Source organism: Bradyrhizobium sp. 195, assembly GCF_023101665.1.
Lineage (GTDB): Bacteria > Pseudomonadota > Alphaproteobacteria > Rhizobiales > Xanthobacteraceae > Bradyrhizobium.
Window position 1 is genome coordinate 2,288,066 of the sequence record NZ_CP082161.1, and the last position, 21,826, is coordinate 2,309,891.

The 21,826-nt window shown below is 65.0% G+C and carries 24 protein-coding genes and 1 riboswitch; of the genes, 6 read left to right on the forward strand and 18 right to left on the reverse strand.

Translation table 11 applies throughout. The annotated features are described in order from the left end of the window. Positions 1–329: 329 nt before the first annotated feature. Complete coding sequence (locus IVB26_RS10590; RefSeq protein ID WP_247971599.1) at positions 330–1,097, reverse strand: SDR family NAD(P)-dependent oxidoreductase; 768 nt, start codon at positions 1,095–1,097, stop codon at positions 330–332. Between the two features lie 111 nt (positions 1,098–1,208). On the opposite strand from IVB26_RS10590, the gene IVB26_RS10595 reads away from it, so the two are divergent. Beyond that, complete coding sequence (locus IVB26_RS10595; RefSeq protein WP_247971600.1) at positions 1,209–1,706, forward strand: J domain-containing protein; 498 nt, start codon at positions 1,209–1,211, stop codon at positions 1,704–1,706. Positions 1,707–1,915: 209 nt separating this feature from the next. Here IVB26_RS10595 and IVB26_RS10600 read toward each other — a convergent pair whose 3' ends face one another. The 3 genes from IVB26_RS10600 to IVB26_RS10610 form a co-directional block, all read right to left on the reverse strand. Then, positions 1,916–2,167 (reverse strand): hypothetical protein, encoded by a 252-nt coding sequence (locus tag IVB26_RS10600; protein WP_247971601.1) that lies wholly within the window; start codon positions 2,165–2,167, stop codon positions 1,916–1,918. Between the two features lie 236 nt (positions 2,168–2,403). Continuing rightward, positions 2,404–2,664: a hypothetical protein gene (locus tag IVB26_RS10605; protein WP_247971602.1), complete on the reverse strand. Its 261-nt coding sequence runs from the start codon at positions 2,662–2,664 to the stop codon at positions 2,404–2,406. A gap of 147 nt (positions 2,665–2,811) precedes the next feature. Then, the gene (locus IVB26_RS10610; RefSeq protein ID WP_247971603.1) at positions 2,812–3,195 is read right to left on the reverse strand and encodes a RidA family protein; all 384 of its coding nucleotides are present in this window, start codon (positions 3,193–3,195) and stop codon (positions 2,812–2,814) included. Between the two features lie 452 nt (positions 3,196–3,647). On the opposite strand from IVB26_RS10610, the gene IVB26_RS10615 reads away from it, so the two are divergent. Further along, positions 3,648–4,082 carry a hypothetical protein gene (locus tag IVB26_RS10615; RefSeq protein WP_247971604.1) on the forward strand — a complete coding sequence of 145 codons (435 nt, stop codon included), beginning with the start codon at positions 3,648–3,650 and terminating at the stop codon, positions 4,080–4,082. 103 nt (positions 4,083–4,185) lie between these two features. Here IVB26_RS10615 and IVB26_RS10620 read toward each other — a convergent pair whose 3' ends face one another. Then, the gene (locus tag IVB26_RS10620) at positions 4,186–4,836 is read right to left on the reverse strand and encodes a glutathione S-transferase family protein (RefSeq protein ID WP_247971605.1); all 651 of its coding nucleotides are present in this window, start codon (positions 4,834–4,836) and stop codon (positions 4,186–4,188) included. Positions 4,837–5,163: 327 nt separating this feature from the next. On the opposite strand from IVB26_RS10620, the gene IVB26_RS10625 reads away from it, so the two are divergent. Continuing rightward, positions 5,164–5,709: an HD domain-containing protein gene (locus IVB26_RS10625; RefSeq protein WP_247973134.1), complete on the forward strand. Its 546-nt coding sequence runs from the start codon at positions 5,164–5,166 to the stop codon at positions 5,707–5,709. Between the two features lie 284 nt (positions 5,710–5,993). Here IVB26_RS10625 and IVB26_RS10630 read toward each other — a convergent pair whose 3' ends face one another. From IVB26_RS10630 to IVB26_RS10660, 7 genes are all read right to left on the reverse strand, one after another. Then, positions 5,994–6,506: a mismatch-specific DNA-glycosylase gene (locus IVB26_RS10630; RefSeq protein ID WP_458309365.1), complete on the reverse strand. Its 513-nt coding sequence runs from the start codon at positions 6,504–6,506 to the stop codon at positions 5,994–5,996. A 490-nt stretch (positions 6,507–6,996) separates the two neighbouring features. After that, positions 6,997–8,895 carry a phosphomethylpyrimidine synthase ThiC gene (thiC, locus tag IVB26_RS10635; protein WP_247971607.1) on the reverse strand — a complete coding sequence of 633 codons (1,899 nt, stop codon included), beginning with the start codon at positions 8,893–8,895 and terminating at the stop codon, positions 6,997–6,999. Positions 8,896–9,077: 182 nt separating this feature from the next. Beyond that, positions 9,078–9,683, reverse strand: a complete 606-nt coding sequence (locus IVB26_RS10640; protein WP_247971608.1) for a thiamine phosphate synthase — start codon at positions 9,681–9,683, stop codon at positions 9,078–9,080. Continuing rightward, entirely contained in the window at positions 9,670–10,452 is a 783-nt protein-coding gene (locus IVB26_RS10645; RefSeq protein WP_247971609.1) for a thiazole synthase, read from the reverse strand. The genes IVB26_RS10640 and IVB26_RS10645 overlap by 14 nt, the downstream gene beginning before the upstream one ends. 153 nt (positions 10,453–10,605) lie before the next feature. Next, on the reverse strand, positions 10,606–10,803 hold the full coding sequence (gene thiS, locus IVB26_RS10650; RefSeq protein WP_247971610.1) for a sulfur carrier protein ThiS: 198 nt from the start codon (positions 10,801–10,803) through the stop codon (positions 10,606–10,608). Then, a complete protein-coding gene (locus IVB26_RS10655; protein ID WP_247971611.1) occupies positions 10,794–11,816 on the reverse strand; it encodes an FAD-dependent oxidoreductase in 1,023 nt (340 codons plus the stop codon). Before IVB26_RS10655 ends, thiS begins: the two co-directional genes overlap by 10 nt. Continuing rightward, a riboswitch (TPP riboswitch) is annotated at positions 11,804–11,932 on the reverse strand. (Overlaps the previous gene by 13 nt.) A 178-nt stretch (positions 11,933–12,110) precedes the next feature. Beyond that, positions 12,111–12,659: a lytic transglycosylase domain-containing protein gene (locus IVB26_RS10660; protein ID WP_247971612.1), complete on the reverse strand. Its 549-nt coding sequence runs from the start codon at positions 12,657–12,659 to the stop codon at positions 12,111–12,113. Positions 12,660–12,897: 238 nt separating this feature from the next. Between IVB26_RS10660 and IVB26_RS10665 the strand changes: the two genes are divergently transcribed. Continuing rightward, positions 12,898–13,098, forward strand: a complete 201-nt coding sequence (locus IVB26_RS10665) for a hypothetical protein (RefSeq protein ID WP_247971613.1) — start codon at positions 12,898–12,900, stop codon at positions 13,096–13,098. 9 nt (positions 13,099–13,107) lie between these two features. Here the strand turns inward: IVB26_RS10665 and IVB26_RS10670 are convergent, their stop codons facing one another. Together IVB26_RS10670 and IVB26_RS10675 are read right to left on the reverse strand one after the other, a co-directional pair. Continuing rightward, the gene (locus IVB26_RS10670) at positions 13,108–14,427 is read right to left on the reverse strand and encodes an ATP-binding protein (RefSeq protein ID WP_247971614.1); all 1,320 of its coding nucleotides are present in this window, start codon (positions 14,425–14,427) and stop codon (positions 13,108–13,110) included. A 12-nt stretch (positions 14,428–14,439) separates the two neighbouring features. Beyond that, on the reverse strand, positions 14,440–15,213 hold the full coding sequence (locus IVB26_RS10675; protein WP_247971615.1) for a response regulator: 774 nt from the start codon (positions 15,211–15,213) through the stop codon (positions 14,440–14,442). A gap of 180 nt (positions 15,214–15,393) precedes the next feature. Here IVB26_RS10675 and IVB26_RS10680 point away from each other — a divergent pair, with 180 nt between their 5' ends. Beyond that, positions 15,394–15,963: a hypothetical protein gene (locus IVB26_RS10680; RefSeq protein WP_247971616.1), complete on the forward strand. Its 570-nt coding sequence runs from the start codon at positions 15,394–15,396 to the stop codon at positions 15,961–15,963. Positions 15,964–16,179: 216 nt separating this feature from the next. After that, the gene (locus IVB26_RS10685) at positions 16,180–16,710 is read left to right on the forward strand and encodes a PRC-barrel domain-containing protein (RefSeq protein WP_247971617.1); all 531 of its coding nucleotides are present in this window, start codon (positions 16,180–16,182) and stop codon (positions 16,708–16,710) included. A gap of 128 nt (positions 16,711–16,838) precedes the next feature. Here IVB26_RS10685 and IVB26_RS10690 read toward each other — a convergent pair whose 3' ends face one another. The 4 genes from IVB26_RS10690 to IVB26_RS10705 all read right to left on the reverse strand — a co-directional run bounded on the left by IVB26_RS10690 (position 16,839) and on the right by IVB26_RS10705 (position 21,803). Next, a complete protein-coding gene (locus IVB26_RS10690; RefSeq protein ID WP_247971618.1) occupies positions 16,839–18,050 on the reverse strand; it encodes an ABC transporter substrate-binding protein in 1,212 nt (403 codons plus the stop codon). Positions 18,051–18,393: 343 nt separating this feature from the next. Beyond that, on the reverse strand, positions 18,394–19,221 hold the full coding sequence (locus IVB26_RS10695) for an ABC transporter permease (RefSeq protein WP_247971619.1): 828 nt from the start codon (positions 19,219–19,221) through the stop codon (positions 18,394–18,396). Then, positions 19,218–20,480: an ABC transporter permease gene (locus IVB26_RS10700; RefSeq protein ID WP_247971620.1), complete on the reverse strand. Its 1,263-nt coding sequence runs from the start codon at positions 20,478–20,480 to the stop codon at positions 19,218–19,220. The genes IVB26_RS10695 and IVB26_RS10700 overlap by 4 nt, the downstream gene beginning before the upstream one ends. Before the next feature lie 264 nt (positions 20,481–20,744). Next, positions 20,745–21,803 carry an ABC transporter substrate-binding protein gene (locus IVB26_RS10705; RefSeq protein ID WP_247971621.1) on the reverse strand — a complete coding sequence of 353 codons (1,059 nt, stop codon included), beginning with the start codon at positions 21,801–21,803 and terminating at the stop codon, positions 20,745–20,747. Between the last annotated feature and the right edge of the window lie 23 nt (positions 21,804–21,826).

Sequence of the window (21,826 nt, forward strand, 5' to 3'; positions counted from 1 at the left end):
TCCCCGATCAACGCCCGCTTCCATCGTTGGAAGCGGATCGAGAACAAACGACCCCCTAGCCGTAGATGTACGGTGGTCGGGTTTGGTTAATGAAAGGTTAACCACGGCCGATCGCACGAGATGACCTCAGGAATGCCGCGAAGCCGCCGCGATTGGTGCGAGATGCAGGGTGATGTGGGACTATCTCGCGCGGCAAATACGGTGTCATCGTCCGCGCAAGCGGACGATCCAGTACGCCGCGGCCCCTCGTGGGACGTTTGGCGTCTCTGGAATACTGGATCACCCGCTTTCGCGGGTGATGACACCGTGTGTGGTGAAAGCGTTCTCCCTCACACCGTTCGATAGCCGCCGTCCACCATCACGATGGTTCCCGTGACATAGGCCGACAGGTCTGACGCCAGGAAGATCGCGGGTCCGACGATGTCCTCGGGCTTGCCGGTGCGCGCCAGCGGGGTGTGATCGACGAAGGCCTGCACCAGCGCCGGATTGGTGGCGCGCACATTGGCGTTGATGTTGGTCTCGATGAAGCCGGGGCCGATCGCGTTGACGCGCACGCCCTCCTTGCCGAGCTCGACCGCGAGCGCCTTGGTGAAGCCGAGCACGCCGTGTTTCGAGGTGGTGTAGGCCGCCGAGCTCGGCGTGCGCAGATGCACGAAGGACTGGATCGAGCCGATATTGACGATGCGGCCTTTGCTCGCGCGCAAGGGGGCGAGAAACGCCTGCGTCATGTTGAAGACGCCGTTGAGGTTGAGCGAGATGATGTCGTTCCAGTCCTTCGCCACCGTCTCGGTCTCCGCGGTGAAGGCGTTGCGGCGGGTGATGCCGGCATTGTTGACGAGGATCGAGACCTGTCCGACCTTGTCCGCGACTTGGCTAGCCAGCGCGAAGCAATCCTCCCGCCGGGTCACGTCGAGTGCGAAGCTCTCGGCCTTACCGCCCGATTTTCGGATCTCCTGGGCAGCGTCCGCGACGGTTTCGGAATTGACGTCGAGCAGCACCACTTGCGCGCCCTCGCGCGCATAGCCGGCGGCGATGGCGCGGCCGATGCCGGAACCGGCACCGGTGACGACGGCGATGTGGTTTGCAAGCAGTGCCATGACATATTCCTCCCGATTTGTTTTCGAAGTTTCACGAAACGCTAACTCGAAATTAAGGGGTCGGAAACGGCAGCCTTGGCATACTGATCTTCATTGCTAAACGTTGCGCGCATGATGGAACGGCTCGACCCTCGGCTCGATTCTTGGAAACTCGCCCTCGAACGCCTCCGCTCGGCGCAATCGCCCGATTGGGCCGAGGCGGGCCGGCTCGTGGCCGAGATCGCGCGGATGAGCACGGACACCATGCTGCGTCAGGCCGCCGAGCAGGCGCTTCCGGTGCTGCGCCAGGCCGCGGGCAATGACGATCACGGCGTGACGCTTGCGGCGCAGCGCCGTCTCGGTGTGGTGCTCGAGGTCGTCCATGATTTGACCGCGCCGCGCTTCGGCCGCCGCAATGCCGCGCCGAAGAAGCTGTCCAGCGAGGATCGCGCGCGCAAGATGCTCGGCTTGCCGCTCGCGGTGCAGCTCACCTGCGAGGACATCAACCAGGCCTATCGCCGCGCCGCCAAGGGCATGCATCCCGACCACGGCGGCAGCGCGCAAGCCTTCATCGACCTCGCCGCCGCCCGCGACGTCCTGATCCATCCCGGCGCGCACAAGGACGCGTGAGAGCGCGTCCGCTTCTGCTGATGCAAAAGGTCTCGTAGGGTGGGCAAAGGCGCACTTGCGCCGTGCCCACGTCCTTTCTCATGTCGCGCACAATGGTGGGCACGCTTCGCTTTGCCCACCCTACGACTACGGGAGCCGAGAGCAAAAACAAACCGGGCAAGAACGCATGCCCGCGTCCTTGCCCGGCTCTTCGTCCGCCGATCGAAATTTTACCAGGTGCAGCTGCCGTTCTTGAGCGCGGCGTCCTTCGCCGCGAGTGCGTCGATGAAGGTCGGCACGGTCGCGCTGGCGCGGTGATAGCCGGCCGGCCACGGCGTGGTCGGGATGCTCTCGTCCCAGATCTGGCAGAAGCCGGTGTCCTGCCAGCGGATCAGGTGATAGCTGGCCTGTGCAGGGCTCGCGGCGACGAACGCGGTGACGGCAAGACCGGCGGCAGCGCACAGCACGGAAATACGACGCATGATCAGCTCCTCAAATGAATGATGTGATGCGCCTCCCGGGAATGCGGGGAGGGCTGATGCCGGACGCTCTGGGAATGCGCGCCGGACAAGATGTGAGTAGTTCCGCACGCTGATCAGGTTCAACGAACGCGCGCGCCAGATGGCTGATTTCGGCCGAAAAACGCGAGGGTCCTGCAAAAACGAAAAGGCGGACCGCTCGCGCGATCCGCCTTGAAAACCGTTTTGTCGCGTCAAGCCTAGAGCGTGCAGCGGCGCTCGGCGCGCATCTTGATCTGGAGGTCGGAGGCGGCCTGGAACGTCGGCTGCGGCTTGCTGACGACCTTGTAGGTCGACACCCCAAACTGGAACGGCTTGTACTTCAGGTCCTCGTTCCAGACCTGGCAGATGCCGGTGTTGTCCCAGCGGATCACGTAATAGCCGACCGCAGCCGAGGCCGGCACGGCAAAGACGGAGGTGGCAATGCCGGCAACGGCACAGAGCGCGAGAACGCGACGCATGAAGTATCTCCTTGTGGGGACGTGGGATCCGAAAATTCGTGCGGGAAAAGCAGGGTCTTTGCAAGCCGGGGGGCGGCCGTTCACGGACATGTCAGTCGCGGCCGCGCATTTGGTTTGGCCGCGTGCCCGACAAGCCACACGCGCGGCTCACTTCGACAGCGAGGCCACCGCCTCGATCTCGATCAGCATCTTCGGATCGGGCAGGGCCTGCACCACGCAAGTGGTGCGCGCCGGGTAAGGCGGCGGGCCGAAGGCGCCGGCATAGAGCGCATTCATGGCGGCGACATCGGAGGGGCGGGTCAGGAGCACGTTGACCTTGACGAGGTCGCGGACACCAGCGCCTGCCTCGCCGAGCACGCGCTTGATGTTGACGACGACGTTGGCGAACTGCGCCTCGAAGCCATCGGGCAGCGCGCCATTGGCATCGAAGCCGGGAATGCCCGAGACGAACAGGAGATCGCCGACGCGCGTCGCAAAGGATAGCGGCGGCGCCTTGACGTGCGGTGGGGGCGCGAAATGCTGGATCGGCATGGGATCACCTCGAAAGACGGTCGCTGACGCTGGAAGCGTAGCGGCAGGCGAGGGCGGCTCAAAACGAAAAATGCGAAAACAACCCCATGCACAGTAGGAGCCGGACGGAAATCATTGGTCTTTTTCGAATTCGGAAAGAGCGAAACAAATCGCTTGCTCCGTCGGGCAAAGCAGGGGCAGAATGGCATGATGCGGTTGGCCCGAGTTGCGGCCCCAAACTCCGCCGTCATGCCCCGGCTCGACCGGGGCATCCAGTACGCTGCGGCTTCTCGGCTCAATCATCGCCGCCTTATGGAATACTGGATCGCCCGGTTAAACCGGGCGATGACAGTTGAGTGCTTGGCGAAGAGCGCGCCCACGCGCCCCCATCATGTTGCCGCCGCGATCGATCGGGTAGATTCGCCGCATCTGATTCGATTCCCCTCCCTGAAAAATAGCCCCCGGAGACGTCCATGAAGATCGCATCCACCTTCCGCGCCGCGCTGGTCGGCATTGCCGCCCTAGCCGGGCTCTCGACCTCGGCCTTGGCCGACGGCGGTTTCGTGACGCTGACGATCTACAAGGCGGGCTGGATCATCGGCGGGTCCGGCGGCTCGGGCGTGCTCAACTTCCGCGGCCGCGCCTATGGGCTCTCCACCGGCGGGCTCGACTACGGCCTCGTGTTCGGCGGCTCGAAAACCGTGCTGCGCGGCCGCGTCTCCAACATCAACCGTCCCTCCGACGTCGCCGGCGTCTACGGCGCCGCCGGTGCCGGCCTTGCGGTCGGCCGCGGCGCCCGCGCCATCGTGCTGACCAACCAGAAGGGCGCGGTGCTGGAGCTGACGGGAACGCAGGTCGGGTTGATGGCGAATGCCGATCTCAGCGGCCTTGCGATCACGATGCGGTAGGGCGAGGTGCCGTAGGGTGGGCAAAGGCGCGCAAGCGCCGTGCCCACCATCGGTGTCAGTACAATACGAAACAGGTGGTGGGCACGCTTTCGCTTTGCCCACCCTACGAGAGTGACGCGGCGGTGAACACCGCAAGCTGCGCATCGAACGCGCGTCGGAACGCCGGCCGCGCCTCGCCGCGCGCGACATAGGCGGCGATAGCGGGATACCCGTCCAGCAAACCCGATGTGCTCAGCCGGCGCAGCACCGTCACCATCATGAGATCGCCGGCGCTGAATGCGCCGTCGAACCAGTCGGCATTGTCGAGGCGGCGGGAGAGTTCGCCGAGCCTGACGCGGACGCGGTCCTGCAACATGGGCAGGCGCTCCGCGTACCAGCTCTTGTCGCGCTCGAACAGCATCGCCATGGTGAGCTCGATGATCGGCGGCTCCACCGTGCTGAGCGCGGCGAACATCCACGCGATCGCGCGGCTCCTCGCATTGGCATCCTTCGGCAGCAAGCCATCGTGGCGCTCGGCGATATGAAGCACGATCGCGCCGGATTCGAACAGCGCGAGATCGCCGTCCTCGTAGGTTGGGATCTGCCCGAAGGGATGCAGCGCGCGATGCACGGGCTGTTTCATCGCCTCGAATGAAAGAAGACGTACATCGTAGGGCTGGCCGACCTCCTCCAGCGCCCAGCGGACCCGCATGTCGCGCGCCTGTCCGCGGCCGCGGTCGGGGGAGTTTTCGAACGCGGTGATGATGGGGGGCATGTGGGGTTCCGGGTTGATTGCACTTTGTCCCCTGAGGACGAACGACGGTTGCGGATTCCGACATCCTGCCTTGTCCTTGTAGGGTGGGTTAGCCGTTCACATGCGCGGTCCATCAACACGTAACGGCCCAAGGCGTAACCCACCACCTTGGCGTCAGCGGAACCAGCGCCATTGGTGAATAACACGTCCGCCGTCGTCGCGGACAAGTGGCCTGATCCGCATGACCCTTGCTACAATGCAGACACTCCGGGCCCTGCCTTATCTCCCCATGCACGGAACGCGCAAAGAGGCTCTTCAAGGAATTGTTCGATGAACGAGGTCTTGCCGATGAATCGGGAACAGTTGGCCGCGGCCTATGCGGCGCCCGGCCGTCACTATCACAATCTCTCGCATATCGAGGATTGCCTGGCCGCGCTCGCGCGCGTCGAGGGTCTTTCGGCCGCCGAGCGCGAGACGCTGTCGGAGGCGATCTGGTGGCACGACGTCGTCTACGACCCGACCCGGTCGGACAACGAGGAGCGCAGCGCGGAGCTCGCCGAACAGCGCGTCCGCACCGAGCTTCGCCAGGAGGTCGGCCGCCTGATCCGCCTGACCAAGACGCACGACGTTGCCGCCGGCGATCGCCTCGGGGCGATCCTGATCTCGATCGACCTCAGCATTCTCGGTACCGACCCCGCACGATACGACGCCTATGCCGCCGCGATCCGCCGCGAATTCATCCATGTCGGCGAAGACGACTACCGCGTCGGCCGCGCCCGCGTGCTCCGCCACTTCGCGGCGCGCGAGGTGATCTTTCCCGATCCCGACTTCGCCGCCACCCTCGACCGGCAAGCCCGCGCCAACCTCGCGCGCGAGCTGGCCTCGCTGGGCTGAGGCAATGGTGGTGCGTAGGGTGGGTTAGCTCGCGGCTACGCGAAGCGTAGTCCGATGGCGTTCTCTTGTGCGACCGCGGCGGCAGAAGCGGTGGGTTACGCCGCGCCGCCTGCGCTTCGCGCAGCCGCGCAGCTAACCCACCCTACGGATCTACGAAGCACGGCCGATCCACGCCGGTCAGTGTTGTAGGGTGGGCAAAGGCGCGCTCTTCGCGCGCTGTACCCACCGTTCTACCGGATGCGTGGAGAGATGGTGGGCACGGCGCAAGATCGCCTTTGCCTACCCTACGCCGCGATCCATGCAGCAAGCTCGCGCCACGGCTCCAGCGTCCAATGCCCGGACGCCGCACCCGACGGCGACGGCAGCACGAAGATCTCGGGCAGGCTTCCCTCGCGCTGCTGCCGACCCAGCGCAATCCTGCTCGACGGCCTGCCGTAAAACAAGCTCGCCGCCTTCTTGCTCGTGAACGCAATCGTCCGTGGCCGGTATTTGTCCATCTTCGCCCTGAAGCCTGATACGTCGATCGTCTCCGCCGCGATCTGGTGATCCATCCCCGCGCCCGTCTTGCAGAGATCGGTGAAGCCGACCCCGAGCTCGATCAACGCCGCGAACTCGCCCGGCTGATAGCGCCGCGGCGTGATCCCGGCCTCATGGATCGCGCGCCAGAAGCGGTTGCCGGGATGAGCGTAATAGTGCCCCAGCTCCGCCGAGCGCGTCGAGGCGGCGGTGCCGACGAAGACGAGGCGGAGGTTGCGGCGGAGCTGGTCCGGGAGGCGGTGGGGCGTGGAGGCGGGCAAATCGGCCAACATTAACGTTGTAGCCCAGAGAGCGTCAGCGACATGCGGGTTGCTGTCAATCCCGGATGTCGCTTCGCTCATCCTGGCTACGCGCTGCGCTCTGCCAGCTTCTCGATCCATTCGCCTTTGAGACCGTGGAGCGCACCTTCGATGGGCCAGCCACGAGATGTCTCGATCAAGTGAAGCAACGACCAAGCAAGGCCGAAACAATCATCTGGCCCAAACAGCCGTACCAAAGCCCTTGCCTCGTCATCAGTAACCGGTGTTTGCACTTTGCCGAGCAAAGCTTCAAGCTCCCGCAATATCGATGCAGCGGAAACGGACCGATTTGAGTAAGGCGCTCGACGGCTGGCTGCACTGCTGCAATCTCCTCTCATCCTCTCATCTGCTTGGTAACGGCTCGGCGATACCAAAAAGAAGCCGAGCTCTCGCCCGGCTTCTCGTTTCTGATGGATGCTCGAACAAGTCCGCGCATAATGAGCCGAGAGGCTCACAACACCCGATTGCTCTCCTTCACCTTCTCCGCATCCAGATAAACGCTGCTTCCCATCTCCTTGAACTTCGCACTCATCTTGGCCATGCCGTCTTCGGCGGTGCCGGCCATCGACATGCCCACGCTGTTCGGATCGTTCAGCGTCGCCGCGTAGTCGCGCACGTCCTGCGTGATCTTCATCGAGCAGAATTTTGGCCCGCACATCGAGCAGAAATGCGCGACCTTGTGGGCTTCCTTCGGCAGGGTCTCGTCGTGGAAGTTCTTGGCGGTATCAGGGTCGAGGCCGAGGTTGAACTGGTCGCTCCAGCGGAAGTCGAACCTCGCGCGGGAGAGGGCGTCGTCGCGCAGTTGCGCTGCGGGGTGGCCCTTGGCGAGATCGCTGGCGTGGGCGGCGATCTTGTAGGTGATGACGCCGGTCTTGACGTCGTTACGATCGGGCAGGCCGAGATGCTCCTTCGGCGTGACGTAGCAGAGCATGGCGCAGCCGAACCAACCGATCATGGCCGCACCAATGCCCGACGTGATGTGGTCATAGCCCGGCGCGATGTCGGTGGTCAGCGGTCCAAGCGTGTAGAACGGCGCCTCGCCGCACTCCTTGAGCTGCTTGTCCATGTTGATCTTGATCTTGTGCATCGGCACGTGGCCAGGGCCTTCGATCATGACCTGGCAGCCCTTGTCCCACGCGATTTTTGTCAATTCGCCGAGCGTTTCGAGTTCGGCAAACTGTGCGCGGTCGTTGGCGTCTGCGATTGAGCCCGGACGCAGGCCATCGCCGAGCGAGAACGAGACGTCATACTTGCGCATGAGGTCGCAGATTTCGTCGAAATGCGTATAGAGGAAGCTCTCCTTGTGATGCGCGAGGCACCACTTCGCCATGATCGAGCCGCCGCGCGACACGATGCCGGTGACGCGGTTGGCGGTGAGGTGGATGTATTGCAGGCGCACGCCGGCGTGGATGGTGAAATAGTCGACGCCCTGCTCGCACTGCTCGATCAAGGTGTCCTTGTAGAGCTCCCAGGTCAGCTGCACGGGATCGCCGTTGCACTTCTCCAGCGCCTGGTAGATCGGCACCGTGCCGATCGGCACCGGCGAGTTGCGCAAAATCCACTCACGCGTGGTGTGGATGTTGCGGCCGGTCGAGAGGTCCATCACGGTGTCGGCGCCCCAGCGGATCGCCCACACCATCTTCTCGACCTCTTCCTCGACCGACGAGGTCACCGCCGAGTTGCCGATATTGGCGTTGATCTTGGTCAGGAAGTTGCGGCCGATGATCATCGGCTCGAGTTCACTGTGATTGATGTTGGAGGGGATGATGGCGCGGCCGCGCGCGATCTCGTCGCGCACGAACTCCGGGGTGATGAAGGCGGGCACCGAAGCGCCAAAGCTCTCGCCGTCGGCGAGGGCGGCTTCCGCGCGCTCGAGCTGCTGCTTGCGGCCGAGATTTTCGCGGGCGGCGACGTAGATCATCTCCTTGGTGATGATGCCGGCGCGGGCGAATTCGAGCTGGGTGATCTTGTGGCCGTCGAGACCGCGCAGCGGCTTGTGATATGCGCTGAACGCGCGCGCGGCCTTGTCGGTGGAGACGCTGCCATTGTCCTCCGGCTTGATCTGGCGTCCCTCATATTCCTCGACGCCGCTGCGCTCCAGCACCCATTGCTTGCGGCTGCGCGCAAGGCCGGCGTTGACGTCGATGGTGACGGACGGATCGGTGTAAGGGCCCGAGGTGTCGTAGACCGGCAGGTTGGGCTCGCCGGCGCCCTCGGACAGGATGATCTCGCGCAGCGGCACCCGCAGGTCGGGCGCGGCATCTGGGGATGCGAAGATCTTTCGCGAGGAGGGGAGCGGGCCGGTGGTGACGGCGGGGACGGTTTTGTCGGGGTTGGAGCGGATGTTCATGGGATCCTCCTTTTAGTTCGTTGGCATCGCTGCGCGAGCGACAAATACCGCTGTCATCCCCGCGAAGGCGGGGATCCAGTATTCCAGAGGCGGTGGTGGGATGCGGATAGGCCGCGGCGTACTGGATCGCCCGGTCAAGCCGGGCGATGACAGTCGCGTGTGGGGTGTGAGCGCCGAGTGCATCACGCAGCCTCCTTCAGGCCTAGCCATTGCCGCACCCGCGCATCCGGGTCGGCATTTTGCGTGACGTCGCTGACCACAGCGATCGAATCCGCGCCGGCGGCAAAGATCTCCGCGGCGTGCTCGAACTTGATGCCGCCGATCGCGACCAGCGGGATGGTGCCGATGCGCTTCTTCCATTCGGTGATCTTTGGAATGCCCTGCGGCTCGAAGCGCATCGACTTCAAGGTGGTGAAGAAGATCGGACCGAGCGCGACGTAGTCGGGCTTGGCTTCGAGCGCGGTTGCGAGCTCGGCGTCGTCGTGGGTGGAGATGCCGAGCGACAGGCCGGCTTCGCGGATCGCTTTCAGGTCCGCGTCGGCCAGATCCTCCTGGCCAAGATGCAAATATTTCGCGCCGGCGACGACCGCCGCGCGCCAATAATCGTTCACGACCAGCTTGGCCTGCGTGCCCTCAGTGATCGCCAGCGCGTCGGTGACGATCTGCAGCGCGTCGGCGTCGTTGAGCTCTTTCGCGCGCAGCTGGATGGTGCCGACGCCGAGCTTGGTCAGGCGTTCGACCCATTTGAGGCTGTCGACGACGGGATAGAAGCGATCAGGATACGGCATGCCAGAACGGGGTCCCAACGACAGGGGTGGAGGGGGAGGCGAAGTCGCGGGCGTTCATCAGCCCGGCTTCGTAAGCGGTGCGGCCGGCATCACAGCCGAGGCGGAAGGCGTTGGCCATCGCGACAGGATCTGCCGCTTTGGCGATCGCGGTGTTGAGCAGCACGGCGTCGAAGCCAAGCTCGAGCGCCTCTGCCGCGTGGCTGGGCGCACCGATGCCGGCGTCGACCACCAGCGTGATGTCCGGCAGCCGTTCGCGCAGCAGCTTCAGCGCATCGCGGTTGGTGATGCCCTTGGCGCTGCCGATCGGCGCGGCCCACGGCATCACCACCTTGCAGCCGGCGTCAACGAGGCGGTTCGCGACCGAGAGATCCTCGGTGCAATAGGGGAACACTTCAAAGCCGTCCTTGATCAGGATGGTCGCGGCCTCGACCAGGCCGACGACGTCGGGCTGCAGCGTGTCGTTGTCGGCGATCACTTCGAGCTTGATCCAGGACGTGCCGAACAATTCGCGGGCGAGTTTTGCGGTCGTCACCGCCTCGCGCACCGTGCGGCATCCCGCGGTGTTCGGCAGCACGGTGACGTCGAGCTCGCGGATCAGATTCCAGAACGCGTCGCCAGTCTTGCCGCCGGCGGATTCGCGCCGCAGCGACACCGTGACGATGCTCGAGCCGGAGGCGCGGATCGCTGACTGCATGATCGCAGGCGAGGGATAGAGCGCGCTGCCGATCAGCAGGCGGGAGGCGAAGGTTTTGCCGTAGAAGGTCACCATGGCTCAGGTGTCTCCCCAAATGCAGCTGTCATCCCCGCGAAGGCGGGGATCCAGTATTCCAGAGGCCGTGCCGTGACACGGAGGAGCCGCGGCGTACTGGATCGCCCGGTCAAGCCGGGCGATGACAGTAGAGTGCTTGGTGAGAGCATCACCTCACCCTCCCTGCCGCGGCGTGATGATCTCGATCTCGTCACCGGCCTTCAGCGGCGTCTCGGCCCAGCGGCTTTTCGGCACGACGTCGTAGTTGAGCGCGATGGCGAAATGGGTGCCCTCGTAATCGAGCTCCGAGAGCAGCGCGTCGACGCTTCCCGAGTTCACCTCGCGCGCCTCACCGTTGACGATCACGCGCATTGCATCACCTCGTTGTCGATCTGGCCGCGCTCGACATAGTTGAGCGTCAGCTCGGCAAGCGCCGGCGCGAGCAGGAAGCCGTGACGATACAGGCCGTTGACGCTGATCCTGCGGCCGCGAATGCCGATGCGCGGCAGATTGTCGGGGTAGGCGGGGCGAAGCCCCGAGCCGAATTCGACGATGCGGGCCTCGCCGAATGCCGGGTGCACGGTATAGGCCGCGCCGAGCAGCTCCAGTGCGGAGCGGACGCTGACGCCGGTATCCTCGGCCTCGATCGAGGTCGCGCCCAGCATGAACAGATTGTTCTCGCGCGGGATCACGTAGAGTGGCCAGCGCGGATGCATCAGCCGCACCGGGCGCGCAAGCTGCACCTCGTCCGTCTCGATCAGGATCATCTCGCCCTTGACGCCGCGAAGCTCCGGCTGCTCGTCGCGGGCACCGAGGCCGCGGCAGTCGATCACGATGCCGTCTGGATCCTTTGCGAGATCGGTGGCGGTGACGTCGCTGCAGAATCTGATGGTGCCGCCGGCGGCGCGGATGCGCTCGTGCAGCTGCGGCAGCACGCGGCGCGGCTCGACATGGCCTTCGGCCGGGAAGAACAGCGCGTCGCGGAAGCGGCCCTCCAGCGACGGCTCGAGCTCGGCGAGCCCGGCGGCGTCGAGCCGGCGGTGGTCCTCGGTCATGCACGCAAAACGCTCGAAATCGTTGCGTTCCCGCGGATGGGCGACGACGAGCGAGCCGTTGAACGGCGTGTCGGGCAGCTCGCGCCGCCAGATGTCGAGCGAGCGCAGCCCCAGGCGGCTGATGATGGGTTCGGCGACCTCGGCCTCGCAATAGGGCGCGAGCATGCCGCCGGCCCAATGGCTGGTGGCGTCCGTCATCGCCTCGTCACCGCGCTCGTGCAAGGTCACGGCATGGCCGGCCTGTGCGAACAGTAGCGCCTGCCAGGCGCCCGCAATGCCTGCGCCGATGATGGATACCGGTGAATCCGGTCGCTTGGTCGTCTGCAACATCCCTGTCCCTTCGCCGGCATGACCCGGATCAGGTTCAAAGGGTCACCGCGGTCCTGGGCGGTATTGCCCATTTAGCGGTATCTCAGCTCCTCCTCGGAGCACCCCTCGGAACGGCTCTAATGTATGCCAGTGACAGGCGGTGTCAACGCGTTTGGCGGGAACCGCAGCCGTGCCCCGGACGCAGCGCATCACGCAGTGGTGTGCTGCTGAGCCGGGGCCCATATGCGTGGCTGGCGTGGGTCCCGGCTCAGCGCAGCAACGCTACGCGTTGCAGCGCGTCCGGGACACGAGAAGCTACTTCATCGCCTGTGCCCGCGCGTTGCGGACGCGCTGGGCGAGCTTGCGATGCGGCACATTGCCAAACATCGGCTGCGGGTTGCCGTTCGGCTCGAGCCAAGGCTGACCCATATCGGTCGCGCCCATATTGGCGACCTGCACGGCCTCCTGCCGCTGCCGCTTGGCAGCGTAGTAATAGCCGCCTGCGAAATAGCGCACGGCGCGGGCGTGGTCACCGTTGGCGGCGCGATAGGCGCCGGCGAGGTACTTCACGGCATAAGTGAGGTTGGTGTTGGGATCGCGCAGGCCGGCGGCATCGCCGGTGTAGCCGACCCCGCGGGCGGTCGCGAGCTTGATCTGCATCAGCCCGATGGTGCCGCCGCGGCCGACGAGGTGAGGCTGATAGCGGCTCTCGCGCATGATCACGCGGTGCACCAGCGCTTCCGGCACGCCGTTGGCGCGGGCATGGGCCGCGACCATCTCGGCATATTCGGCTTCACCCGCAAATGCGGCCTGCGGCAATGTCAATCCGGCCGCGAGCAGCGCGGCAATGCGTAAAATTTTCATTTGCTATTCCTGAGGTCCCCTGACGTGACCTGCCTCCGGCTGCCGTTAGGCCTTCCGAACGCGGCGATGATGTGACCAAACGCCGCCGTTAACGATTTTGCAGCGCCGAGCCGCCATTACGACTCAATGCCGGCGTACAAGATCCCTCAGGCGGACGCCCGCTCGCGGCAGCACGCCTGTCTATTCGCGCGTGCCGGCGAAAGCGAGTGAGAAGACTCTGCAAATCGGGAGAGGTGCCATGACAAAAGCAATCCTCAGCGACACCCCCAGGCAAAACCCCTGTGCCCAATGCGGCACGCCAATCCCGCGGCCGGACTGGATCGAGCCGGGCGAGGGGCGCGTTTCCTACCTCTGGACCTGCCACGCCTGCAATTATCGCTTCGAAGCGGTGGCGATCTTCGACGAGGTCGCCGTCCCGCACCCGCCGCTCGCGGCGTAACGGGCGATTTCAAGCCGCCGCAAGGCGCGACTGCTGCTTGAGCGGCAATTGCATCCGCACGATCAATCCGTGCGGCGCGCGGTCGTGCAGCGATAGCTCGCCGCCATGGGCGAGGGCGATCGCGCGCGCGATCGACAGGCCGAGCCCGAAGCCGGTGGACTCGTCCATGGTGCGCGCGTCGTCGCCGCGCACGAACGGCTCCAGCATCTCCTGCTTGCGTGCATCCGAAATGCCGGGGCCGTCGTCCTCGACGTCGATGACGAGTTCTGTCCCCGATGTATCGAGCCGGATCGTCACCTCGGCGCCGAAGCGCACCGCGTTCTCGACGAGGTTGGTGACGCCGCGATGCAGATCGTCGGGCCGCGCGGCGGCGGTCGCGGACGCCGGCCCGTCATAATGCACGACATGGCCCATGTCGCCGAACTGATCGGCGATGAGCTGGAGCGTGCTCGCGATGTCGACCAGCGTCACGGCCTCGATCTTGCGATCGTTGCGCAGCAGCGACAGCACCGATTCCAGCATCGCGCGCATCTGGTCGAGGTCCATCAGCATGCGCTTGCGGTGGCCCTCGTCCTCGATGAACTCGGCACGCAGGCGCAGACGCGTGATCGGCGTGCGCAGATCGTGGCTGATCGCGGCCAGCATCCGCGTGCGATCCGACATCAGCCGCGCGATCCGCTCATGCATGCGGTTGAGCGCGCGCGCCACCGAGCGGATCTCTTCCGGACCGCGTTCGGGCAGGGGCTCCGCCCCGCCGTCCAGGCTGAAATTCTCGGCGGCCTTGGCGAAGGACGACAGCGGTGCTGCCAGCGCGCGCGCTGCCCACAGGCCAAGCACGCTGACACAGATGAAGGCGGTCATCAGCGCCATCAGCCACGGGGCGCCCCAGAACCACGGCCGCGGCCCGCGATCGACGCGGCCGGCGATCAATGTGCCGTCGGGCAGTTCGACACCGACGCGATGCGCGGCACCGTCAGGGGCAAGCTGTAGCGCCTTGTAGCCGCGCCCGAGATGGCGGCGTATGCCGTGCAGGCTGTCGCTCTCCTCGCCGCTTGCGGTGCCGGGTGCGAGCATTTCGATGCCGAGCCTGGGGAAGGCGCGCGCGAGATCGGCGACGAGGCGCGGACGCTCGCCGGCCTCGGCCGAGCCGAGCAGCAGCGCGGCATCGGTCAGTTGATGGGCCCCGTCCGGCGGCGTGTCGGAGCGGTCCGGCCGGCTGATCAGGAACGCGGTGGTGACGACGAGATGGAGCGCGACGGTCGAAGCCAGCACCAGCGCGGCGATCTGCCCGCCGATACCCTTGAGGTGGAAGAACCCGAATGGCTTCATCGTCCGTCCCCTTCAACTGCTCAGGGACGCCGCAACCGCTTCAGTTCTTGCCGCTTCGGTGCTCGCTGCTTCAGTAGTTCTTGGCGTGAACAGATAGCCGCCGGAGCGCACCGTCTTGATGAGGGTGGGATCGGCCGGATTGGGCTCGATCTTGCGGCGGATGCGGCTGACCAGCACGTCGATGGAGCGTTCGAACGAGCCGGTGTTGCGCCCTTGCGTGAGGTCGAGCAGGCTGTCGCGCGACAGCACGCGGCCGGGCCGTTCGCAGAACGCGCGCAGGAGATCAAACTCGGCGCTGGTCACTGCGACGCGTGCGCCTTCCGGATTGCGCAGCTCGCGCAGGCGCAGATCGATGTGCCAGCCCTCGAAGGCGAGCTTGGAGGCGCCTTCGATCGAACTTGCCGTTTGAGCTGCGGCCTGGCGGCGCAGCACCGCGTTGATGCGGGCGAGCAATTCGCGCGGGTTGAACGGCTTGGGCAAATAGTCGTCCGCGCCCATCTCGAGGCCGACGATGCGGTCGACGTCCTCGCCGCGCGCGGTCAGCATGATGATCGGCGTCTGCGCCTCGGCACGAACCTTGCGGCACAGGCTGAGCCCGTCCTCGCCGGGGAGCATGACGTCGAGGATGATGAGGTCGACGCGGTGATCGGCCATGGCGCGCGACATCTCGCGGCCGTCGCTCACGGCGGTGACGTTGCAGGCGTTGTTGCGCAGGTATTTCGCAATCAACGTCCGGGTTTCGCGGTCATCCTCGACGACCAGGATGTTGGGATTGGGAATGGCCATGCGCTTTGTTTGTCCAAGATTCCGGCCAAATGGCGAAGATTTTTGTTTCGGATTGTTTCTGTCCGGCTTCCCGCAACAGGCGGCAATCGCACGCCTGCGGAGCGGCAAGGTCTCGTTAGGGCCGTTAACCATAGCGTGGCGTGGTCCGCGACGAAACCCCGCAACATCCACGGAGCCATCATGACCTCGATTTCGGCAGCCTCCGCCGGCAGCCACCAGTCGCCGCTGCAGCGGCTGCAGCAGGAATTGCAATCGGAAGTGTCCGCCGGCACGATCTCGTCGTCGGACCAGTCCGCGCTCTCGACGGCGCTGACCGACATCGACACGGCGCTCCAGCAGAGCCGGTCGAGCGGAGAGGCGAGCGGCACGCGTCCCTCCAAGGAGGACATGAAGTCGAAGATCGACGACCTCATCTCGAACGAGGTGTCGAACGGGACGCTGACCTCGGACCAGGCCGAAGACCTCAAGGGCGTGTTTCAGTCCGCCTTCGCGAGCGGTCCCGGCGGGGCGGGTGGCCCCGGCGGCGCAGGCGGACCGCCGCCCGGTCCGCCGCCGGGCGACAGCTCTTCGGATTCGTCGTCCACTGACACGACCAGCAGCGCATCCAGCGACCAGACCACCGCCGAGATCCTGCAACACTTCCTCCAGGCGCTCCAGCAATCGCAATCCTCGGCATCGTCCTACGGCGCCAATGGCAGCTCACCCGGCAATGCCGACTTCTCCGCGCTTCTGATCGACTACAAGAGCTGACCCTGAGCGACGCGGGTCGGCGCGGTCCTCGCCGCGATCTTGCTTCACGGCGCACGATCGTCGGCGGGGAACCGTGCGCCGCAATATGTTCCTGAGTGACGCAGGAACAGCCCTTGCGAGCGCTCGCGCAATGCGCGACGAAATTGCCGCGCGCACGGAACTGCGTGTGATCAGCGCCGTTTTCTCCACACGAGTTTTTCGTTGAAGGAGAGGACAATGATGAAGTCGATCATCGCCGGCCTTGCCGGCACGGCACTGCTCACGACCGTTGCGTTCGCGCAATCGCCGACCGCCACCACCGACAAGGCGCCGACCGCGGCCACCGCCACGACGACGTCCACCACCGCGTCCGGCCAGTGGCGCACGTCCAAGATGGACGGCCTCAAGGTCTATAACGAAGCCAACGAGAACATCGGCACGATCAACGACCTGCTGATGGACAAGAACGGCGACATCAAGATCGCGGTCATCGGCGTCGGCGGCTTCCTCGGCCTGGGCGAGCATCTCGTCGCCGTGCCCTATGAGAAGTTGAAGTTCGTGAACGAGGCCGTGGCCTACACCGGCACCGGCACGAACCCGGGCGCCAAGCCCGCTGCGACCACGACGACGGGCGCTGCGACCGGCACCGACAACAAGCCTGCTGCGACCGCGACGTCGACCACGTCGAAGTGGTATCCGGATCACGTCGTGTTCAATGCGAGCAAGGACGAGCTGAAGAGCATGCCCGAGTTCAAGTACTCGGAGTAATGCGACTCTGATCACCTAAACGACGCGCGCCTGGTTTTCACCGGGCGCGCTGTCGTGTCGTTTCGCTGCCGCCGTCGCTCTTCGAGCTATCGCGGGCAAATCGCTCGCAATGACGGAGATTGCGGAAACTAGTGCGTCACCAGGGGGCAGCCGCCCTTGTCGAGCGGACGGAAGGCCTCGTCGCCGGGCACGGTGGCGATCAGCTTGTAGAGGTCCCACGCGCCCTTGGATTCCTCGGGCTTCTTGACCTCGAACAGATACATGTCGTGGACCATGCGGCCGTCGATGCGGATCTTGCCGTTTTTGGCGAAGAAGTCGTTGATCGGCGTCTTGCGCATCTGCTCCATCACCTTCGGCGCCTCGTCCGACTTGATGGCGTCGATCGCCTTCAGATAGTGCATGGTCGCCGAATAGAGGCCGGCCTGGATCATGGTCGGCATGTGGCCGACCTTCTCGTTGAAACGCTTGGAGAAGGCACGCGTCTCCTCGTTCATGTCCCAGTAGAAGGCGTCGGTGACGATCAGGCCTTGCGTCGCCTTGATGCCAAGCGAATGCGTGTCGGTGATTTCCTGCAGCAGCGCGATCATCTTCTGGCCGCCTTGCGTCAGGCCGAACTCGGAAGCCTGCTTCAATGCGTTGGTGGTGTCGCCGCCGGCATTCGCCAGCGCGACCACCTTGGCCTTGGAGGCCTGGGCCTGCAGGAGGAAGGAGGAGAAGTCCGATGAGTTGAGCGGATGGCGGACCTCGCCGAGCACCTTGCCGCCGCTCTCCTTGACGACGTTGGCGGCGTCGCGCTGCAGCGCCATGCCGAAGGCGTAGTCGGCGGTGACGAAAAACCAGCTGTCCTCGCCGCGTTTGACCATCGCCTTGCCGGCGACGTTCGACAGCGCATAGGTGTCGTAGGTCCAGTGCACCGTGTTGGGCGAGCAGGCAGTGCCGGTGATGTCGGACGAGCCGCCGCCGGAATTGATGTTGATCTTGTTCTTCTCCCGCGTCAGCGCCGAGACCGGCAGCGCCACCGAGGACGTCGGCACGTCGAAGATCGCATCGACCTTGTCGTTGTCGTACCAGTTCCGCGCGATGTTGACGCCGACGTCGGGCTTGTTCTGGTGGTCGGCGGCGACTACGGCGACCGGCTTGCCCGCGACCTTGGCGCCGTAATCGGCAACCGCCATTTCGACGGCCGCGAGCGAGCCCTTGCCGGTCGCGTCCGCATAGAGGCTCGACATGTCCGTGAGCACGCCGATCTTGACGACATCATCGGAAATCTGCGCCTGCGCGGTGCCTGATGTGACGGCGAGGGCGAGACCGGCCGCGATGGCGGCGATGAGTTTTTGCATGGTTGTTGTTCTCCCTGTGTGTTGTTGTTTGGGCTTTGTTGCACGAGAGTTTTAACGCCTAATCGCAGGCGCAGCTAAGCGATCCCCGCTGTGGCGGGATGCAAAATAGGAAGGGACGAGCGGTGTTCCCTTCGCAACTCCCGTAAACGATGAGGTTGAGCAGCATCAGCGGAGCCGGAATCGTAGGGTGGGCAAAGGCGCACTTGCGCCGTGCCCATCACCGGTCTCACACTGCAACAGAAGGGTGGGCACGCTTCGCTTTGCCCACCCTACGATACTGTTGCTGTCCTTGCGGAAACTCTCCTCACCCCGCTTGCGGGAGAGGGAGGCGTCACCTCGCCCTTCAGCCGCCACCCTTGAGCCGTTCGTTGCGTCGGCGCAGGCCTTCCATGGTGGCGAGGAGGATGACCGAGACCGTCGTCAGGATCACCGCCGCTGCCGTGATGGTCGGACTGATGTTCTCGCGGATGCCGCTGAACATCTCGCGCGGCAGGGTGCGCTGCTCGGGACCTGCCATGAACAGCACGATCACCACCTCGTCGAAGCTGGTCGCGAAGGCGAACAGCGCGCCGGATGCGAGGCCGGGCAGGATCAGCGGCAGGATCACGCGGCGGAACGCATACAGCGGCGAGGCGCCGAGCGAGGCGGCGGCGCGTGCCAGATTGGTGTCGAAGCTTTGCAGCGTCGCGCCGACCGTGATCACCACAAAAGGCGTCGCCAGCGCGGTGTGGGCCAGGATCAAGCCGAGATAGCTGCCCGTCAATCCGATCGGCGCGAAGAAGAAATACAGACCGACCGCGGTGATGACACCGGGCACGACGACGGGCGAGAGCACGAAAGCCAGCACGAGCGGTTTGAACCGGCTCTTCCACTGCGCCAGCCCCAGCGCGGCCAGCGTGCCGAGCACCATGGACAGCGCCGTCGAGGCGACGCCGATGATCACGCTGTTCTTCAGCGAATTCATCCAGCGCGGCGAAGTGATGAAGTCGTCGTACCAGCGCAAGGACAAGCCGGGCAGCGGATAGGTCAGGTACGAGCCGGAGCTGAAGGACAGCGGCATGATCGCCAGGATCGGCGCGATGAGGAAAATGAACACCAGCGTCGAGACGACGATGGTCGCGGTCCACGCGATGCGCTGGCTGGGCGTGCGGAGAGAGGAATTGCCGCTCAATTCTTCATGCCTCCCGTGACCTGCTGTCCCTGCACCAGCTTGCCATAAACGAGCGCCAGCAGAAGGGTGGCCAGCAGCAGCACGGCACCTAACGCCGAAGCAAGTCCCCAATTGGCAGTCTCAGTTGTGTAGAGGGCGATGAAGTAGCTGATCATCTGATCGGCGGCGCCGCCGACGAGGGCCGGCGTGATGTAGTAGCCGAGCGCCAGGATGAAGACGAGCAGGCTGCCCGCGCCGATGCCGGGCAGCGTCTGCGGCAGGTAGATTCGCAGAAAGGCGGTGACCGGCGGCGCACCGAGGGAGGCGGCGGCGCGCATGTAAGCCGGCGAGATCGCCTTCATGCTGCTGTATAGCGGCAGGATCATGAACGGCAGGAGAACGTGGGTCATCGCCACGCAGACGCCGAAGCGGTTGTAGATCAGCCGCAACGGCTCGTCGATGATGCCAAGCCAGTGCAGGCTGTCGTTCACGACGCCCTTGCTCTGCAGCAGCACGATCCAGGCGCAGGTGCGGACCAGGAGCGACGTCCAGAACGGCAGCAGGACGAAGATCATCAGGAGGTTTGACCGGCCGGGCGGCAGCGTCGCCAAGAGGTAAGCGACCGGGAAGCCGAGAATCAGGCAGAGAACGGTGACGCTGAGACTGATGATGAAGGTGCGGGTGAACAGGCTGCGGTAAATCGCCTGATCCGGCGCGGCTGCGACGATCGCGCCGTCGACGTTCCGCATCAGGTCAAGCGCCGCCAGAAGGTAGAAGCCCGTGATGGGGCCGCTGGCGTCCTTGATCGTCGTCCATGTCGCGCGTTCGCGCCAGGCCGGGTTGATCTTGCCCAGCGTTTCCTTGGCCGTGCCGGGCTCGGGAGTTGCTTTGAGATTGCGTGCAGTGCTGGTCAGGATGGTACGAAAGCCGTTGAGTGCGTAGTTCAGCCGCTTGGCCGCGATGGCAACGGTGGCCGAGGCGCGAGCCGCCTGGATGTCGCTTGCCAGCGCCGCAAAGGTGGCTTCGTCCGGCAGGTCCTTGCCGTCCCAGTCGGCGAGGGCAGCTACGGTTTGAGGCAGAACCTGACGCACCTCGCGGTCGTCGACCGAGCGCCACAGCATGCCGGCGATGGGCCCTGCGAAAGTGAAGAGCAGAAAGACCAGCAGCGGTGCGACCAGTGCCAATGCCTTGACCTGGTGCGTTCGTTCAGCGCGCCGCAATCGGCGCTTGAGCGGCACCTCGGTCGACGCATTGGCGCTGGTCGGGGACGCATCCGTCATACAGAGAGACTTGTGGCGCGGTCTGAGCCAGCGCCTCGTCCTTCGAGACGACCGCGGAGCCTGTCATCGGGCCGCGCTTCGCGCGGACCCGGTGGCGGTCTCCTCAGGATGAGGCTCACCGACATTGGCGCCTGTGAAGATGCTGCCACAGATTCAGACCTCATCCTGAGGGCCCGCTATAGGCGGGCGTCTCGAAGGATGCGCTATGGACGAGATATCCGCCACGCACCCTCTACCTGCGTCGCACGCCGGTGCCGCCGCCCGCTACTTCGCGGCCCATTTGTTGAAGCGCTCGGTCAGGCGGTCGATGTTCTCGAGCCAGAAGCCGACGTTGATCTCGACCGCGTTCTTGATGTTGTCAGGCGCTGTCGGCAGGTCTTTCAGGACGGCGGGCGCGAGCTTGCCGGCTGCGTCCTTGTTCGAAGTCCCATAGGCGATATTCTCCGACAGTTTCGACTGGTTCTCAGCCTTGCCCGCGAAGTCGAGGAACTTGTAAGCCGCGTCCTTGTTCGGGCTGCCCTTCAGGATGACCCAGCTGTCGAGGGTGAACAGCGCGCCGTCCCACACCATGCCGAAGTTCTTCTTCTCGTTCTTGTTCGCGGTGTCGATGCGGCCATTGTAGACCGAGGTCATCGCCACCTCGCCGGAGGCGAGCAATTGCGGCGGCTGGGCGCCGGCCTTCCACCAGACGATGTCGCCCTTGATGGTGTCGAGCTTCTTGAAAGCGCGCTCGACGCCCTCGTCGGTCGCCAGCACCTTGTAGACATCCTTCGGCGCGACGCCGTCGGCCATGAGCGCGATCTCCAGCGTGGTCTTCGGGCCCTGACGCAAGCCGCGCTTGCCCGGAATCTTCTTGGTGTCGAAGAAGTCGGCCCAGCCGCTCGGGGCCTCCTTCAGCTTGTCCTTGTCGTAGCCGAGAACGAAATCGTACAGGATGGCGCCGACGCCGCAGGGATTGACCGACGGCGGGATATAGGCGGCCTCGCCGCCGATCTTGGTATAGTCCATCTTCTCGAACAGGCCTTCCTCGCAGCCGACGGCGAGCTCATCGCTCTCGACCTGGACGACGTCCCAGGTGGCGGCGCCGCCCTGCACCTTGGCGCGCAGCACGCCGACGCCGCCGTCCCAGGACTCGTCGTTCATGGCAATTCCGGCCGCCTTCTTGAACGGCTCGAAGTAGACCTTCTTCTGAGCATCCTGATAGGCGCCGCCCCACGACACGACGGTGAGGTCACGCGCCTCTGCGACCGTCGCGAGCGCAGCGCTGGCACTGAACGCCGCGGCGAAACCCAGAGCAATCTTGCCAATCTTGCGCTTCAGCATGGTCTTGGTTCCTTCTTCGTGTG